Raw genomic sequence first — 15,932 nt, forward strand, 5'->3', positions numbered from 1 at the left:
GGTCATCGCCGGAACACTCCCACCAGCTCCACATGGGCCGACCACAGGAACTGGTCGACCGGGGTGACCCGCTCCAGCCGGAAGCCGGCATCGATCAGCACCCGTGCATCGCGGGCGAAGGTCACCGGATTGCACGACACCCCGACCACGACCGACGCCTTGGTCCCCGGCAGTTGCCGCGCCTGTTCAAGGGCCCCGGCGCGCGGCGGGTCCAGCACCACGGCATCACAGCCGCGCAGGTCATACGGAGCCAACGGGCGCCGGAACAGGTCGCGCGCCTCGGCCGTGATCGCCTTCATCCCCGGCCCGGAGCCGATCCCCGCCTTCAGCGCTGCAATCCCCGCCACCGATCCATCCGCCGCCAGCACCGGAGCCACCGTTGCCAGCGGGAAGGTGAAGGTCCCGGCCCCGCAGAACAGGTCCGCGATCTTCTTCGCCCCCCGCACCGCCTCGACCGCGCGCGCGACCATGGCCGCCTCCGCCTCGGGTACGGCCTGCAGGAAGCCGCCGGGCGGCAGGGGCACGGTCGCCGGCCCGAAGGCCACCTTCGGCTGCCGCTCCATCATCAGGACTTCGCCCGCCAGGCTCAGCCGCGCCAGCCCGGCCTCCGCCGCCGCCGCGATCGCGCGCATCCGGGCGTCGCCCGACAGGCCGCCCGTGCGACGCTCGACCCCCGTCACATCGACATCGAGCCCTGTCAGGGTCGCGGTCACATGCAGGGTCGGGGCCGATTTCGGATGCTCCAGGAAGGCGTCCGCCACCCGGGCCAGCGCCGGAAAGGCTGCGACCAGTCGCGGGTCCGCGACGGGACAGGCGGTCACCTCGACCAGCCGCCAGCTCTTGCGCGCCTTGAACCCCAGCAGGACCCGCCCGTCCTCGCCGCGGCGCGCATGCAGGGCCAGTCGCCGGCGCGTGCCCGGCGGCACCGCCACCGTCGCCTCGATCTCGGTCTCGATTCGCTCTCGCGCCAGGGCGAGCCGCACCTGCTCGCGCTTCCAGTCGAGATATGGTCCGGCTGCCCAGTGCTGCAGCGAGCACCCGCCGCAGTCGCCGTAGTGGGGCGACACCGGCGCAATCCGTTCCGGGCTGGCGGTCAGGATCTCGGCCCCTTCCAGCCGCCCCTCGCGCACCTCGCCACGCACGGTCTCGCCCGGCAGGGTCAGGGGTACGAACACCGGACCGGCCGCCGTCTCGGCGATCCCGTCGCCCTGCCCGCCCACGCGGCTGATGGTCAGCGTCTCCGTCATCGGCTGCTTCTAGAGCGAAATCGGTTCGGACGCGATTGCGTCCGGGCTCAGATTTTGCGCCACCTCCACAGACTCCGGCGCGTCGTCGAAACCTGAACGAAGATGAACGGCCCGATCAAAGGCCGTTCAGTTTCGCGGGCCTATTCCTCGTCATCACAAGCACAGGCGTCGACCTCCGGCGCCCGCCCTTCAGCCAGGATGATGCCGATGTTCGCCCGTCTGCCCCTCAAGACCGCTTTCGGTGCCGCCGCCCTCGCCGCGGCCGGCCTGCTGCTGACCCCCGCTGCCGCCTCGGCCCAGGCCTACAGCTACCAGGGCGCACCCCAACCCTACGGCGGCTACAGCAGCCAGCCCTATGGCTACGACCAGTCGTCCTCCTATGGCTACACCCAGCGGCCCGACTATCGGGATGACCGCGCCTATGGCCAGTCGTACGACCGCTCAAACTATAACTGCCACAGCGAGCGCCGTGGCCGTACGGGGGCCGGTGTCGCCGTCGGCGCAACCTTCGGCGCTGTTCTTGGCTCCCAACTGGGTGCCCGCGGTCGCCGCACCGAGGGCAGTGTGCTCGGGGCCGTGATCGGCGGCGCGCTCGGCGCGGCTGTCGGCAACGACTCGGCCCGCAACTGCAGCGACGGCTACAGCGGCCACGTGCAGTACGACGACCGTGGCTACGACAGCCGTTACCAGGACTCCGGCCGTTATCGCTACGAGGACCGCGGCTACAGCAGCCAGGGCAATGGCAGCTACGGCTACCACGACCGCTACGATGACCGTGGCTACCAGAACCAGCCTTACCAGTCCGATGACCGCTACCAGTCCGACTGCCGCCCCGTCGCCGTCCACAGCCGCGACCAGTACGGCCGCACGGTCACCCGCTACCAGCAGTCCTGCTGACAGAATTGCGCCGCCGATTAATTTTCAGCCCCCCTGTCGATCGGCGGCGTGACGGAGACCCCCGGTGGAGCAATCCACCGGGGGTTTTTCCTTGTTGGGAGGGCGCTAACGCTCGGCGCGGGGCGCTCGCTGCTTGAGTGCCGGAGGAGGACGCATCGCGTCCGACGACGCAGCTTCAGTCGCCGGCCGAGCCAACAGCTTCCCGCCGCTTCGCCCACAGCAGAAACTCCACATTCCCGTCGCCGCCGGTAATGGGGCTCTCCGTGGTGGCCTGCACCGCCCAGCCCTCGCCCTCCAGCCAGTCGCAGACCGCCGCCAGCGCCGCCTGCTGCGCCGCCGGATCCTTGACCACGCCCTTCTTCGTCCCGCCGGGCCCGGTCGCCTCGAACTGCGGCTTGACCAGGGTGACCAGGTCCGCGTCCGGCGCGGCCAGTGACAGGGCCACCGGCAGGACCTTGGCGAGGCCGATGAAGCTGGCGTCACAGACGATCAGTTGCGGCGGTTCGGAGATGAGCGCCGGCGTCAGCTCACGCGCATCGGTCTGCTCCAGATTGATCACCCGCGGGTCCGCCGCCACGCGGGCATGCAGCTGGCCGGAGCCCACGTCCACGGCAAATACCCGCGTCGCGCCGCGTGACAGACAGACCTCGGTGAAACCGCCCGTAGAGGCGCCGACGTCCAGCACCGTCCGACCGTCGACCGCCACCGGCCACAGCGACAGGGCGTGATCCAGCTTCAAGGCACCACGCCCGACCCACTGGTGGGCATCGGCATAGTCAACGACCGCATCCCCGGCGACGGACTGGGACGCGGCCCTGGCGGGAACGCCGTTGACCGTCACCCCGCCCGCCTCGATCGCCGCCTTCGCCCGCGCCCGGCTCTCCGCCAGCCCGCGCGCGACCAGCAGCTGGTCGAGCCGGGTCTTCACCCCACCGCGTCCAGCCGCGCCAGCGCCGCCTGCAGCTTCGCCTTGCCGGCCTCGGCCTCAGCCAGTTTCTGGCGCTGTTCGTCGACGACCTCCGGGGCCGCGCGATCCACAAAGTTCGGATTGCCCAGCTTCTTGTTGAAATGGCCGATGTCGCTGTCGAACGCGGCGACTTCCTTGGTCAGGCGCGCACGCTCGGCCGTCAGATCAATGATGCCCGCCAGCGACAGCGCCGCCGTCGCGCCGCCGGAGACGAAGGTCACCGCCCCCTCGGCCGCCGACTCGACGGTCGACAGGTCCGACACCCGGCCGAGGGTCAGGATCAGGTCGCGATGGCGCGCGATCCGGGCCGCGGTGACCGCGTCCGGCGCGATGAAGGACAGGCCGGGCTTGGCACCCTGGGGCACATTCATCTCGGCCTTCAGCTGGCGGATTTCGGTGACCAGATCGACCAGCCAGCCGATCTCGGCCTCCGACGCCGCGTCGATGAAGGCGTCCGGCAGCACCGGCCACGCCGCCCCGATCAGCGTCGCTTCACTCCGTGCCGCACCTTCGCCGGCCAGCTTGTCCCACAGCTCTTCGGTGATGAAGGGCATGATCGGGTGCATCAGCTTCAGGGTCTGGTCGAGCGTCCAGGCCGTCATGGCCCGGGTCTCGGCCTTGGCGGCCTCGTCCGACCCCATGAACACCGGCTTGGCCAGTTCCAGATACCAGTCGCAGAAGACGTTCCAGACGAAGCGATACAGGGCCGAGGCCGCATCGTCGAAACGGCCGCCCTCGATCGCCTCACTGACCCCGCGCTCGGCCTTGGTCAGTTCGCCGCGGATCCAGCGGTTGATGGTCTGGTCCACGGTCGCCGGATCAAAGCCCTCGACCCGCCGTGCCTCATTCATCTGCGAGAAGCGCGCCGCGTTCCACAGTTTTGTGCCAAAGTTGCGATAGCCTTCAATGCGCTGCTTCGACAACTTGATGTCGCGTGTGCCCGACAGAATGGCCATGGTGAAGCGCAGCGGATCGGCACCCAGCTCGTCGATGATGCCGAGGGGGTCGATGACGTTCCCCTTCGACTTGCTCATCTTCTGGCCCTTCTCATCGCGGACCAAGCCATTGATGATGACCCGCTTGAACGGAACCTCATCCATGAAGTGAAGTCCCATCATCATCATCCGGGCAACCCAGAAGAAAATGATATCCGCCGCCGTCACCAGATCGCTGGTCGGATAGAAGCGCTCGAGGTCTTCCGTCTTCTCCGGCCAGCCCATGGTCGAGAACGGCCACAGGGCCGAGCTGAACCAGGTGTCGAGTACGTCCTCGTCCTGGGTCAGCGACTTGCCGCCGGCCTGGGCGACGGCCTCGGCCTCGCTCTCGGCGACGTAGATCTTGCCGTCGGCGTCATACCAGGCCGGGATGCGGTGACCCCACCAGAGCTGGCGGCTGATGCACCAGGGCTCGATGTTGCGCAGCCATTCGAAATAGATCTTCTCGTAGCTCTTCGGCTCGAAGACCGTGTCGCCCTGCTCCACCGCCTTGATGGCCGGCTGGGCCAGGGTGTGTGCGTCGACGTACCACTGGTCCGTCAGCCACGGCTCGATGACCACGCCCGAGCGATCGCCGTGCGGGATGACGTGGCGGGTCTTCTCGATCTCCTTCAGCCAGCCGTCTTCCTCGGCGCGGGCGACGATGGCCTTGCGGGCGGCGAAGCGGTCCATGCCCTCGAAGTCGGCAGGCACGTCGGCCGTATCGGCAGCGGTGATGCGGCCGAAGGCATCCATCACGTTCAGCGCCGCCAGCCCGGCCCGTTTGCCGACCTGGAAGTCGTTGAAGTCGTGCGCCGGAGTGATCTTCACCGCGCCCGACCCCTTGGCCGGATCGGCATAGTCGTCAGCGACGATCGGGATGCGCCGGCCGACGATCGGCAGGGTCACGAATTTGCCGATCAGCCCCGTATAGCGGGCGTCGTCCGGATGCACGGCCACGCCGGTGTCGCCGAGCATGGTCTCCGGCCGGGTCGTGGCGACGACGATGAAGTCGCGCGTCTCCCACGCCGTTGCCTTGCCGTCCTCGTCGAAGGCGACCGGGTGCTCATAGGTCACGCCGTCGGCCAACGGATAGGCGAAATGCCAGTAGTGCCCGTCCATCTCGCGCTGCTCGACCTCAAGGTCCGAGATCGCCGTCTGGAAATGCGGATCCCAGTTGACCAGACGCTTGTCGCGATAGATCAGCCCGTCCCGGTGCAGCTGGACGAAGACCTTGCGGACGGCGGCGTTCAGCCCCTCGTCGAGGGTGAACCGTTCCCGGCTCCAGTCACACGACGCGCCCAGGCGGCGCAGCTGCTGGACGATGGTGCCGCCGGACTCGGCCTTCCACTCCCAGACCTTGGCCAGGAAGGCCTCGCGGCCCATCTCGCGGCGGCTGACATTGCCCGCCGCGGCCAGCTGGCGCTCGACCACCATCTGGGTGGCGATGCCGGCGTGGTCCGTGCCGGGCAGCCAAAGCACCGCCTTGCCCCGCATCCGGTGATAGCGGGCGAGGATGTCCTGCAGGGTGTTGTTCAGCGCATGGCCGATGTGCAGCGAGCCGGTCACGTTCGGCGGCGGAATGACGATCGAATAGGCATCCGCCGCGCCGTCGGTGGCGCTGACGTCGCGCGGCGCGAACAGGCCGCTGTCCTCCCACATCGCATACAGGCGGGGTTCGGCGGCGGTCGGGTCGAAGGTCTTGTCGAGCATTGGGAAGGTCTTCAGACAAAAGATAAGGGCGGCCCCGACTGGAGCCGCCCCGGAATGATCTAGCCTTGATCGGGTCGCGGGTGAAGTCAGCCGGCGTTACGGGCGATGCGTTCGACTTCCTTGCGTACCTGGGCCTCGACGATGGCCGGCAAGTTGGCGTCCAGCCATTCCTTCAGCATCGGCCGCAGCAGGCTGCGGGCCAGTTCGTCGACGGTCGGGCCGGAGCCGCCCATGGTCTCAATGGGATCAGGCTTGCGGATGGTGGAGGCGAAGCCGGCGAAGGCCGATGCAGCGCTGGCCGCGGCGCTGTCGCCGACGAGGCTGTCATAGGCCGGCGCGGGCTCGGGCGCATAGGCCTGAACCGGCTCCTCGACGAACACCGACTCATCGACCGGTGCGCTCGGGAAGGGCTCGGCGGCAGAGATATCAAGGTCGCCGAGGCTCTCGGCGGCCGGGGCTTCATAGGCCTCGGTGAGTTCCAGCACGTCCTCTTCGGAGGCATGCGGCTCTTCCATCGACGGCGTCTCATCCATCAACGCAGAAGAAACGACGGGCTCGGGTTCCGGCGCGGGCTCCGGCTCCGGCGCAGGCTCCGGCGCAGGCTCCGGCTCAGGCGCAGCGGCAACCGGCGCGGTCTCTGCCGGGGCGTCGTCTTCGGAAATGATCCGGCGGATCGACGCCAGGATTTCCTCCATCGTCGGTTCCTGGGCGGTCTGGTCGGTCATGTCGAAACCCCGGGGGTGCGCGGCGAACGCACAGTCAAGTCGATTTGCGGCAAGGAAGAGGAGACCCCTCCCACACCATGTCGTCGCATCTCAGCCCGCTGGAATCAACGGGCGTTTTTCGCCTGTGAGGTTAACGGACGCCTCCACAGTCGCCCGACAGGCGACCGGGACCCACTCAATCGCGCGGCGCGGTCATCACCACATCAGACTTCAGCTGGGTGTCGATCGGCGCGTCCGCCGCGTCGTTCGCAGGAACGACCGACGGTGCGGCAAGGCGATCGATCGTCTCGACAATGCCGTCCCAGGGCAGACCGCCGCGGTTGCGCACGCGGTTGTAGTTGGCGGCCGGGTCATAGACGGTCAGTGCGGCGTCGAGATCCGCACCCTCCAGCCGGCCCATGGCGGCCAGCAAGCTGGCCTGGGCGACGTATTCATTGCGACGGGCGCTGGCCAGGGTGATCTGGGCGTTGCGCAGCTCCAGCTCCTGGTTCAGCACGTCCAGCGTGGTGCGAAGGCCGACCTGGGCCTCCTGCCGCACGCCCTCGGCGGCTACGGTCGCGGCCCGCACGGCTTCCTCGCCGGCCTGAAGCGTGGCGCGGGACGAGATCGACTGGGCATAGGCCGAGCTGACCGCCTGCAGGGTGTTGCGGCGCTCACCCTCGACGTTGATCTGGGCCACATTGGCGCGCTCTCGGGCCTGGGCGACGCGCGAGCTGTTCAGCCCGCCGGTGAACAGCGGCACCGAGACCGTCGCGCCGGCCTGGAACCGGGTGTTGTCCCCAAGATCGTCGATGGCACCGAGATCGCTGGCCGTCCCGCCATAAGAGGCGGTCAGACGGGCCGAAGGCATGTACTCGGCCTTGGCCGCTGCGACGTTGGACTCGGCCGCGGCCAGGGTATAGGCGGCCGAACGGATGGACGGATTGTCGGTCAGGGCGACGTCGAGAGCGGCGTCGAAATCGGCCGGGATGCCCGGCAGGACCGGCATCGGGGCCAGATCGCCCGGGGCCTGGCCGACGACCGCGGCATAGACCGCGCGCGACACCGACAGCTGCGCCCGCGCATTGGCCAGATCGGCCTCGGACTGGGCCAGACGGGATTCGGACTGGGCAACGTCGGTGCGGGTGATCTCGCCGACCTCAAAGCGCGCCGAGGCTTCTTCCAGCTGGCGTTGCAGCACACCGAGATTCGACTGGCGAATGGCCAGGATTTCGCCGTCGCGGATGACGTCGGCATAGGCCTGGATCACCGAGGCCAGGACCGTCTGTTCAATGTCGCGCAGGTTCTCGCGTCCGGCCAGGATGTTGGCCTCAGCCGCCGAGATGCCGTGGCCGATGCGGCCACCCGACCAGAGCGTCTGGGACAGGCCGATGCTGGCGCTGCCGCTGTCGCTGTCCGGGTTGCCGAACGGGGCGTCGCTGAAGCTGCGGGCGTAGCTGGCGGTCAGGCTGACGTCGAGCTGGGGACGCAGTCCGGCGCGCGCCTGGACGATGGACTCATCCAGCGCCCGCTGGTTGGCCCGTTGGGCCAGCAGCGACGGATTGGTCTGGTAGGCCAGGGCCAGCGCATCTTTGAGCGTTTCGGCCCAGGCGGGAGCGCCCATGCCGGTGATCACGGCGATGACGGCGACCGAGGCGAGCGCGCGCGTACGTTTCAGCATGTCTGTTCCTGCCTGGCGCGGGGAGGCGCGCCCTTCGTATCTCGTCGGTGTGATGCGGGACGCTTTGCGCTCACGCCAGTTAAGTTTTTTTCACGCACTCGCCGGAAAAGTCCGTCGGGGTCCGCGATCCTACAGCGCGAAGATGGGGAGCGGCGACAGTTCCGCCAGCAGGGGCGGCGCGGCGTTGAACAGTTCCCGCCGGGACAACCCCTGCTCGCCCCGCACGTAGAGCACCGCCTTGCCCACCGGACCGGTGCGTTCAACGACCGCCATCCGCCCGCCGACGTTCAGGACATCCAGCCACGCCTCTGTGCGTCCGGGCACCGCGCCTTCGCAGACGATCACGTCATAGCCGCCGGCGGCGGGGGCCTTGAGCGGTGCCACAGCCGTCCGGACGCCCTCCTCCGCCAGCACATCGCCGACCACCTCGAACACGGCACCGTCGGCTTCCTGGGCGGTCACTTCGAGGCCGAGTCGCGCCAGCACCGCGGCGGCATAGGGCGCCGCCATCGCCAGGGCCGTCTCGCCCGGCTGCGCGTCCAGCGCCATCAGCAGCTTCGACAGGTCGCGGGCCAGCATCAGTTTACGGCCGCCGGCGATCTCGGGCTCGATCTCGGCATAGGCGGAATAGGCACGCTCCGCCGGCAGGAACCTTTCCCGCGGCACGGCCAGCAGCGCCGCCTGAAGCGCACGGTCTGTGACATCGTTCACGCGGACCTGGCTGTCGACCATGACCTTGCGGGCGGCGGCGAAATCCATGGAGGAACGATCCTGCAGCTAGGGGCGCCCGGTGAAATCCGGGAAATCTGGCGCGCTTATAGGTCTGTGCGTTGCGGGGGACAATCCGATCTGATAGCGAACGCCCCTCGCGATGGCGCGGCCGTTTTTTTCGGCCCAGGGCCTGATGGCGGAGTGGTTACGCAGAGGACTGCAAATCCTTGCACCCGAGTTCGATTCTCGGTCAGGCCTCCATCGCGATTTCGTCCCACCCCGAACCGGCAGCACCGCTCACAGGCAGCGGTCGCCTGTGGCTGGCATCGTCCTGGTGGTGAAACCGTGCGCCCGAAGCGGCTGACGACGTCGGAAGCACGGATCGGGGTTACCGACCCTGGCGGTCCGGTCAGGCGACCGGTGCGGTGATCCAGCCGATGACGCTGGCGGCGCTCACGCCCGCGGCGACGATACCGACCGCCAGCGCGATGCGCGCATTGCGGTGAATGAAGACGAAAATGCCACCAAACATGAGTGAACTCCCCCCGGACACCTCACAGCGACACAGCTTTGCCGGTTCATCAAGGTGTACAAAGCGTTAATCGCGATTTGGTGATCGATTCACGCCCGTCGCGTGAAATCGATTCACGCCCGTCGCGTGAAATGGTGCAGCGCGATTCCACTGGCGACTGAAACATTCAGCGAATCGAAACCGCCTGACATCGGAATTCCGACCGGCCGGCAGCGTGCGATCACCGCCGGTGCCAGACCCGGCCCCTCCGGCCCCAGCACAATCGCCACCCGCCCGCCCCGCGGTGCACGGTCCAGCGGCTCACAGGCCCCCGGGGTCAGGGCGAAGACCTCGAACCCCGCAGCCGTCAGCCCCTCCACCATGGCCACTGCGTCAAGCCCCGTCGCCATCGGGGTCCGCAGCACAGCGCCCACCGAAACCCGGATGGCCTTGCGGTAAAACGGGTCGCAGCATTGCGCGTCCAGCAGAACAGCGTCCGCTCCGAAGGCCGCGGCGTTGCGGAAAATTCCGCCCATGTTGTCATGATTGCCGGTGCCGCAGGCCGCGACCACGACGGCCTCCGGCCCCATCCCGGCCAGACAGGCTTCCAGCGACCGGGCCGCCGGCTTTTCTCCGAGCGCCAGGATCCCCCGATGCAGGTGAAAACCGGCGATCGCATCCAGCACGGACTGACTCGCGACATAGACCGGCGTGTCCCCGGCCGCCCGTCCCAGCACCGCTGAGAGCCCTTCAAGCCGCTTTTCGTCCAGCAAGAACGCAATCGGCCGGCACAACGACCGGTCCGATGTCAGCACGTTCAGCACCACCTCGCCTTCGGCTACGAACAGGCCCTGCCTGCCCGTAAGGTCCCGTTCGCGGATGTCGCGGAAGCCGCCGATGCGTGGATCGTCGGGGTCGTCGATACGGATCAGGGCCAAGATCGGATATTTCCCGTTGCGTCAGTCTGACTCGCGCTGCTATAGCGCCCGCCTTCCCGAGAGGAAGTGTTCCGCGGTAGCTCAGTGGTAGAGCAGCCGACTGTTAATCGGCTGGTCGTAGGTTCGAATCCTACCCGCGGAGCCACTCTTTCCCCACCACAGCGTCAGACCGAAAAAAAAAGCCCGACGCAGGCGCCGGGCTGAAGAAGTTCGGTGATGGTGGGTGCCCTCGAAGAAAGAAGACGATCCTCCGTTGCCCTGAATTGGTTAATCGATCGTAAAGCGGTCATTCGCCGTCCGGCAGCCAGGTCGTCTGCCGCCCGCCCGCCGGGCCACTCCAGACCACACGCCAGCCCGCGCCCGCCCGTTCGACCCGCGTACCCTCGCCGCCGCCTTCGCCCGGCCAGGTGAAGACGCGACCGCCGACCCGGATTTCGTCCGGCCCCGTGGAAGGGCCAAGCACGAGGCTCCAGCGCCCCGCGGCGTCCGACTTGACCGCCCCGCCCTCGCCCCCGGCCGACACATCAAGCGGCTCACCCGCCAGAGCGCTGAGGCCGGACGCGAGCCGCATCCGGCCGTCGCTGTCGACCGCGCCCAGGGCCGGCGCACGGTCCAGCCGCCGCGTCGCTGCGCCCGCACGGAGGATAGCGACAGGGCCACGCCCCCCGGCGACGATCAGCAGACGTTCCGGCGCCGGCGCGGCGTCCTGCCCCACCTGGGTTTCCGGGCGCAGCAACAGGTCGCCGGCCGGAGCGGTCATGCGAATCTCGAACCGCCCCTGGTCATCGGCGGCCGCGGCATGAGCGGGACCGGACTCACTGCGCAGCACGACACGGGCGCCCGGCTCGGCCTGTCCCGAAAAGACCAGGCCGCCAGGGACGCGCCGCACCGACCGAATCATCGGCGGACGGGTCCATCCCCCCACCGCGGCGGGGGCCCGGGTCTCCTCCGACGCCGCCGGCGCGGGCGGCGAACAGGCGGCGCTCGCGGCGCACAACACGACCGCTATCGCCGCCTTGCCCAATATGGCCCGTTTCATCGCATGCATCCGACCGCTAGGAGTAGCGGTCCAGATAGCGCGCCAAGGCGGCTGCTGTCTCCCATCCGTTCCCGAGGCCCCATGTCTTCGCCTGTCGTCATCCAGCCCTTCGACGGAAAGTCCGTCTGCCTGTTCTGCGGGTCCTCCGACCTCTCCGACCCGGCCTACACCGCCGCGGCGCGCGCCTTCGGCGAGCAGACCGCCCAGGCCGGCTGGCGGCTGGTCTATGGCGGCGGCGGGGTCGGCCTGATGGGGGCCTCCGCCCGTGCCGCGCACGCGGCCGGCGGTCGGGTCCTTGGCGTCATGCCCGGCTTCCTGCGCAGCCGTGAGCGCCTGTTCGACGACGTCGAAACCCTGATCGTGCCCTCGATGCATGAGCGCAAGACGATCATGTACGACCAGTCCGACGCTTTCGTGGTCGCACCGGGCGGCGTGGGCACGCTGGAAGAAGTCATCGAGGTCCTGTCCTGGAAGCGCCTCGACCTCCACTCCAAGCCGGTCATCTTCTTGAATCTGCACGGCTTCTGGGAGCCCCTGCTGGCCGTCATGGAACACAGCATCGCCGAGGGCATGACCCCGGCCAGCTTCCGCCAAGCCTGGGTCGTCTGCGACACGGTCGAGGCCGCGATCGAAGCCATGCAGTCCGCCGACGACATGCCGCACTTGCAACATGATCGCCGTTAAGTAATCACTGGTTAGTCAGCCGGTGTCCGTACGTTTCTTTTAGAGACGCACTTTGACAGTTGCGTATGAAAACGGACATTGGCGCCTCGGGACGGATGACCGCTCCCGCCTAATCGGAGACCTCCCCATGCGTGCTCTGCTCATTGCCGCGGCCCTGTTCGCCGCCGCCCCTGCCTTCGCCCAGACCCCGACCACCAGCGCCGTCCTCGTCGACGCCGCCCGCGCCCCGGTCGCTGCCATCATCATCGACGGTGCCTCCTGGCGTTGCCAGGGCGCGTCCTGCACCGCCAGCGGCGGCGCCAACCAGCCGGCGACCCGCGCCTGCCGCCGCGTCGTGGTCCGCTTCGGTGCCGTGTCGTCGTTCAGCTACAAGGGCGTCGCCCTGACCGCCGAACAGATCGCCGCCTGCAACGCCTGATCGCCTTCAGGCCCTGAAACGACAAAGGCCGCCCTGCGAAGGGCGGCCTTTTGCTTGCGCCGGGCATGGAGGGCGAAACTGCCTCAGGCCGCTTCGCCCTTCAGCCGCTTCACGATCCGCTCCCGCCCGATCATCGGTGCCAGCGTCGCCATGTCCGGGCCATGCTGCTGGCCGGTGATCATCATCCGCAGGGGCATGAACAGGGCCTTGCCCTTGGTACCCGTGGCCTCCTTGACCGCGTTCGTCCACACTGGCCACAGCGTCTCATCGATGGTCTCCGGCAGGGCGGCCAGAGCCGCCGCCGCAAAGGCTGCATCCTCGATCACGGGCGTGACCGGCCCGCGCACGATCGTCGCCATTTCAACGACATCAGCGAACTTCTGAAGGTTACCGCGCACGCCGTTCCAGAAGGCCGCGCCCAGATCGGCGTCCAGTTCGGCCAGCCGCGGCCGGGCCGTCGCATAGTCCATCACATGCAGGGACTGCGCATTCAGCCGGTCCAGGTCGGCCGTGTCGTAACGCGCCGGAGAGCGGCCCATTTTCGAGAAGGCGAAGCTGCTGCCGAGGGCATCGATCGAGGTTCCGACTTCCAGCGGATCCGAGGTGCCGATCCGGCCGAGGTGGCTGGTGATGGCGATCGGCTCATAGCCGAGATCGCGCATCTCGCTGATCGACAGCGAGCCCAGCCGCTTGGACAGGGCCTGACCGTCGGCCCCGACCAGCAGCGGCATATGGGCGAAGGCCGGCGTCGGCCCGCCCAGGGCCTCGAAGATCTCGATCTGGGCACCGGTGTTGGTGACGTGATCCTCGCCACGGATGACGTGGGTGATGGCCATGTCGATGTCGTCGACGACCGACGGCAGGGTGTAGAGGAACAGGCCGTCCTCGCGGATCAGCACCGGGTCCGACATCGAGGTCGTGTCCACCTCGGCATGGCCGCGCGCCAGATCCTCCCAGGCGACCCGCCGGCCCTCGAGCTTGAAGCGCCAGTGCGGACGACGGCCCTCGGCCTCATAGGCCGCCTTCTCCGCCTCCGTCAGCTCCAGGGCCGCGCGGTCGTATATCGGCGGCAGGCCACGCGACAGTTGCACCTTGCGACGGCGATCCAGCTCTTCCGAGGTGTCGTAGCAGGCGTAGAGCCGGCCGGAGGCCTTCAGCCGCGCCGCGGCCTCCTCATAGCGGTCGAACCGCTTGGACTGGTTGTAGCGTTCGTCCCAGACCAGCCCCAGCCAGGTCAGGTCGTCCTCGATGCCCTGTTCGAACTCGGGCGTGGACCGCGCCAGATCGGTGTCGTCGATACGCAGCACGAACTTGCCGCCCTGCCCCTTCGCGAACATCCAGTTCACGAGAGCGGTGCGGACGTTGCCGACGTGCAGCTTACCCGTCGGCGACGGGGCGAAACGAACCTTGACGGACATGGAGCGCAGAAGACCTCGATTGGGAGGCGGCTAGGTCGCGCTCCCTTGCGGCCAAGTCAAGGCGCGGGGGCCGCATCGAACAGCCTGTGCAGGCCCCGACGATAGGCGTCCGGCGCATTGGCGGCATGGGTGCCGCCCTCGATCCGCTCGCCGAACAGCCGCCACGGCCGCTCCGGGCGGGCCTGCCAGACCGACAGCCAGTGGGCGGCCTCGACCTGCAGATCCTGCCGGTCGCGCGTGCCACTGGTTACGACCAGGGTCAGGTCCCGGCGTGTGGCGGGGGCGGCTGCCTCCAGAAGGGATTCGATGCCGGGCGTGATGGAGGGATTGCTGGCGATCCGGCCCCAGACCAGGTCCGGATCGGTGACCGCCGAATACAGCACGAAGGCCCCGCCCCGCGACTGGCCGAACAGCACGCGCCGCGCGCCGTCAGACCGGTGCCGCCGCTCGATTTCGGGGATCAATTCGGTCTTGAGGAAGCGCTGGAAGGCCGCCGCACCGGCCTCGCCGGGCGCCACGCCGGTACCCGGCGACTGGAAGTCGATGTGCCGCCGGTTCACGGCCGGATCGAAGCCGCCATAGGCAATCCCCACCAGGATCGCCTCAGGCAGGCCGTCGTCATACGTCAGGAACAGATGGCCGGGGGCCAGCATCGGAAACAGCGAGTCGCCGTCGGTCAGATAGACGGTCGGGTAACGCGTCGCCGCCGCAGGATCATAGCCGTCGGGCAGGCGGACATAGATGTGATGGGTCCGCCCCGTGGCCGCGGACTGAAGCGCGAAATACTCGCCCCGAAGCGCGGGCAGATAGTCCAGCGGCGTGACCGGCGTTACGGGTCCGGGCCGCGACGTGGCGCAGGCCGCGGCTCCGGACAGGACAGCGATCAGGCAGAGCGCAGTCGCTGTCCGCATCCGTCCCTCCAGGGTCTTCAGCCGGTTCGCCCGGGGTTCAGTCGTCCCGGTGCACGCGCTCGCGGCGTTCATGCCGCTCCTGCGCCTCGACCGACAGCGTCGCCGTCGGGCGGGCTTCCAGCCGTCCGAGGCTGATCGGCTCGCCGGTCTCCTCGCAATAGCCGTAGGAGCCGTCCTCGATGCGGCGCAGCGCCTCGTCGATCTTGGAGATCAGCTTGCGCTGACGGTCCCGGGTCCGCAGCTCCAGTGCCCGGTCGGATTCCGACGACGCCCGGTCGACCAGATCCGGATGATTCTCCGTCTCGGCCTTCAGGTTGACGACAGTCCCCTTGGACTCGCGAAGGATGTCATCCTTCCAGTCCATCAGCTTGCCCTTGAAATAGGCCAGCTGCCGCTCGTTCATGAACGGCTCGTCGTCGGACGGCCTGTACGCGGCCGGCTCGACAATCGCAGACGCCAATGCGGTCATCGTTCGCACTCACGGTCTTAAACAGCGCCCCCCTGTGGCGCAGCCCTGCCTATAGGGAGGACGAGGAGTCGCGGCAACAACACTCGCGCGAGCGTGACCAGTGAAGCTGAGACTCCGTGCGCGACCGTGACATTTCTTCATCACCCGCCGCTCGCGGACCCTGTTTTTACAAAGGATTTCGGAGGCTTATGCTGCACTGCGGCGTAACTCGGCCTTGGCCAATTCGACCGCGGCGCGGAGATCGATCTGATCGAGGAGGCTGTTCAGCTCAGCGTCGGCGTCAACCGGACGTTCTTCGCGCAGGGTCCGCGTCAGCCGGTCCAGGGCGCCTTCGCCCGCCTCACCCATCAGAAGGGCCAGTTTCAGCTCCTCCAGCCGGTCGAGCAGCCCGCCGCCGCGGCGGATCGCCCGGCGACGCCGCTCGGTGGCATCCTCAACACCCTGCAGCGCCATCAGGGCCGAGACATCCGTCACGGCTGACGGTGCCGAGGCCGAGGTCGTGGCGCTCGCGCCGGCCGCCGCGGGGGCGGACGGCACAGAAAAGCCGCCGCCGGCGCGGGCGGCGCGGGGCCCCGGGGCCTGGGACGGCCCGGACGGACCTGTGACCTTCATGGCATGCGACTCCAGTCCATGCCGGACCATCGTCGGAG

General features: G+C 68.4%; 16 protein-coding genes and 2 tRNA genes. 5 read left to right on the forward strand and 13 right to left on the reverse strand.

Features of this window, described 5'->3' with window-relative positions; translation table 11 throughout:
• Positions 1–2 precede the first annotated feature (2 nt).
• Complete coding sequence (locus tag KB221_08835) at positions 3–1,247, reverse strand: class I SAM-dependent RNA methyltransferase (protein WIY68209.1); 1,245 nt, start codon at positions 1,245–1,247, stop codon at positions 3–5.
• Between the two features lie 207 nt (positions 1,248–1,454).
• On the opposite strand from KB221_08835, the gene KB221_08840 reads away from it, so the two are divergent.
• A complete protein-coding gene (locus KB221_08840; protein WIY68210.1) occupies positions 1,455–2,144 on the forward strand; it encodes a glycine zipper 2TM domain-containing protein in 690 nt (229 codons plus the stop codon).
• Between the two features lie 175 nt (positions 2,145–2,319).
• On the opposite strand, the gene KB221_08845 is transcribed toward KB221_08840, so the two are convergent.
• The 5 genes from KB221_08845 to KB221_08865 all read right to left on the reverse strand — a co-directional run bounded on the left by KB221_08845 (position 2,320) and on the right by KB221_08865 (position 8,942).
• The gene (locus KB221_08845; protein WIY68211.1) at positions 2,320–3,072 is read right to left on the reverse strand and encodes a TlyA family RNA methyltransferase; all 753 of its coding nucleotides are present in this window, start codon (positions 3,070–3,072) and stop codon (positions 2,320–2,322) included.
• Complete coding sequence (locus KB221_08850) at positions 3,069–5,798, reverse strand: valine--tRNA ligase (protein ID WIY68212.1); 2,730 nt, start codon at positions 5,796–5,798, stop codon at positions 3,069–3,071. Before KB221_08850 ends, KB221_08845 begins: the two co-directional genes overlap by 4 nt.
• A gap of 86 nt (positions 5,799–5,884) precedes the next feature.
• Entirely contained in the window at positions 5,885–6,523 is a 639-nt protein-coding gene (locus KB221_08855; protein WIY68213.1) for a DUF2497 domain-containing protein, read from the reverse strand.
• 175 nt (positions 6,524–6,698) lie between these two features.
• Positions 6,699–8,183 carry a TolC family outer membrane protein gene (locus KB221_08860; protein WIY68214.1) on the reverse strand — a complete coding sequence of 495 codons (1,485 nt, stop codon included), beginning with the start codon at positions 8,181–8,183 and terminating at the stop codon, positions 6,699–6,701.
• A 129-nt stretch (positions 8,184–8,312) separates the two neighbouring features.
• Positions 8,313–8,942 carry a protein-L-isoaspartate O-methyltransferase gene (locus KB221_08865; GenBank protein ID WIY68215.1) on the reverse strand — a complete coding sequence of 210 codons (630 nt, stop codon included), beginning with the start codon at positions 8,940–8,942 and terminating at the stop codon, positions 8,313–8,315.
• Positions 8,943–9,081: 139 nt separating this feature from the next.
• Here KB221_08865 and KB221_08870 point away from each other — a divergent pair.
• Positions 9,082–9,155: transfer RNA gene (locus tag KB221_08870), tRNA-Cys, on the forward strand.
• Positions 9,156–9,303: 148 nt separating this feature from the next.
• Here KB221_08870 and KB221_08875 read toward each other — a convergent pair.
• Both KB221_08875 and KB221_08880 read right to left on the reverse strand, forming a co-directional pair.
• Positions 9,304–9,426: a hypothetical protein gene (locus KB221_08875; GenBank protein WIY68216.1), complete on the reverse strand. Its 123-nt coding sequence runs from the start codon at positions 9,424–9,426 to the stop codon at positions 9,304–9,306.
• Positions 9,427–9,539: 113 nt separating this feature from the next.
• Positions 9,540–10,343, reverse strand: coding sequence for an RNA methyltransferase (locus tag KB221_08880; GenBank protein ID WIY68217.1), 804 nt, complete (start codon positions 10,341–10,343; stop codon positions 9,540–9,542).
• A gap of 70 nt (positions 10,344–10,413) precedes the next feature.
• Between KB221_08880 and KB221_08885 the strand changes: the two genes are divergently transcribed.
• Positions 10,414–10,488, forward strand: a tRNA-Asn gene (locus tag KB221_08885).
• A gap of 141 nt (positions 10,489–10,629) precedes the next feature.
• On the opposite strand, the gene KB221_08890 is transcribed toward KB221_08885, so the two are convergent.
• Positions 10,630–11,232 (reverse strand): hypothetical protein, encoded by a 603-nt coding sequence (locus KB221_08890; protein ID WIY68218.1) that lies wholly within the window; start codon positions 11,230–11,232, stop codon positions 10,630–10,632.
• Positions 11,233–11,463: 231 nt separating this feature from the next.
• On the opposite strand from KB221_08890, the gene KB221_08895 reads away from it, so the two are divergent.
• Positions 11,464–12,066 (forward strand): TIGR00730 family Rossman fold protein, encoded by a 603-nt coding sequence (locus tag KB221_08895; GenBank protein WIY68219.1) that lies wholly within the window; start codon positions 11,464–11,466, stop codon positions 12,064–12,066.
• 127 nt (positions 12,067–12,193) lie between these two features.
• Entirely contained in the window at positions 12,194–12,484 is a 291-nt protein-coding gene (locus tag KB221_08900; protein ID WIY68220.1) for a hypothetical protein, read from the forward strand.
• Positions 12,485–12,567: 83 nt separating this feature from the next.
• Here KB221_08900 and gltX read toward each other — a convergent pair whose 3' ends face one another.
• The 4 genes from gltX to KB221_08920 all read right to left on the reverse strand — a co-directional run bounded on the left by gltX (position 12,568) and on the right by KB221_08920 (position 15,894).
• Positions 12,568–13,902: a glutamate--tRNA ligase gene (gene gltX, locus KB221_08905; protein WIY68221.1), complete on the reverse strand. Its 1,335-nt coding sequence runs from the start codon at positions 13,900–13,902 to the stop codon at positions 12,568–12,570.
• Positions 13,903–13,958: 56 nt separating this feature from the next.
• Positions 13,959–14,813 carry an alpha/beta hydrolase-fold protein gene (locus KB221_08910; GenBank protein ID WIY68222.1) on the reverse strand — a complete coding sequence of 285 codons (855 nt, stop codon included), beginning with the start codon at positions 14,811–14,813 and terminating at the stop codon, positions 13,959–13,961.
• A 37-nt stretch (positions 14,814–14,850) separates the two neighbouring features.
• Entirely contained in the window at positions 14,851–15,282 is a 432-nt protein-coding gene (gene dksA / locus KB221_08915) for an RNA polymerase-binding protein DksA (protein WIY68223.1), read from the reverse strand.
• A gap of 186 nt (positions 15,283–15,468) precedes the next feature.
• Entirely contained in the window at positions 15,469–15,894 is a 426-nt protein-coding gene (locus tag KB221_08920) for a flagellar assembly protein FliX (protein ID WIY68224.1), read from the reverse strand.
• Positions 15,895–15,932: the final 38 nt, after the last annotated feature.

The sequence above is a fragment of the Aquidulcibacter paucihalophilus genome (genome assembly GCA_030285985.1).
Lineage (GTDB): Bacteria > Pseudomonadota > Alphaproteobacteria > Caulobacterales > Caulobacteraceae > Brevundimonas.

Excerpts from the sequence above, each read along its gene's own strand:
- KB221_08860 (WIY68214.1), bottom strand. The coding sequence starts at position 8,183 with ATGCTGAAACGTACGCGCGCGCTCGCCTCGGTCGCCGTCATCGCCGTG.
- KB221_08865 (WIY68215.1), bottom strand. The coding sequence starts at position 8,942 with ATGGATTTCGCCGCCGCCCGCAAGGTCATGGTCGACAGCCAGGTCCGC.
- KB221_08840 (WIY68210.1), top strand. The coding sequence starts at position 1,455 with ATGTTCGCCCGTCTGCCCCTCAAGACCGCTTTCGGTGCCGCCGCCCTC.
- KB221_08910 (WIY68222.1), bottom strand. The coding sequence starts at position 14,813 with ATGCGGACAGCGACTGCGCTCTGCCTGATCGCTGTCCTGTCCGGAGCC.
- KB221_08900 (WIY68220.1), top strand. The coding sequence starts at position 12,194 with ATGCGTGCTCTGCTCATTGCCGCGGCCCTGTTCGCCGCCGCCCCTGCC.
- KB221_08850 (WIY68212.1), bottom strand. The coding sequence starts at position 5,798 with ATGCTCGACAAGACCTTCGACCCGACCGCCGCCGAACCCCGCCTGTAT.
- KB221_08920 (WIY68224.1), bottom strand. The coding sequence starts at position 15,894 with ATGAAGGTCACAGGTCCGTCCGGGCCGTCCCAGGCCCCGGGGCCCCGC.
- KB221_08875 (WIY68216.1), bottom strand. The coding sequence starts at position 9,426 with ATGTTTGGTGGCATTTTCGTCTTCATTCACCGCAATGCGCGCATCGCG.
- KB221_08855 (WIY68213.1), bottom strand. The coding sequence starts at position 6,523 with ATGACCGACCAGACCGCCCAGGAACCGACGATGGAGGAAATCCTGGCG.
- KB221_08835 (WIY68209.1), bottom strand. The coding sequence starts at position 1,247 with ATGACGGAGACGCTGACCATCAGCCGCGTGGGCGGGCAGGGCGACGGG.
- dksA (WIY68223.1), bottom strand. The coding sequence starts at position 15,282 with ATGACCGCATTGGCGTCTGCGATTGTCGAGCCGGCCGCGTACAGGCCG.
- KB221_08895 (WIY68219.1), top strand. The coding sequence starts at position 11,464 with ATGTCTTCGCCTGTCGTCATCCAGCCCTTCGACGGAAAGTCCGTCTGC.
- gltX (WIY68221.1), bottom strand. The coding sequence starts at position 13,902 with ATGTCCGTCAAGGTTCGTTTCGCCCCGTCGCCGACGGGTAAGCTGCAC.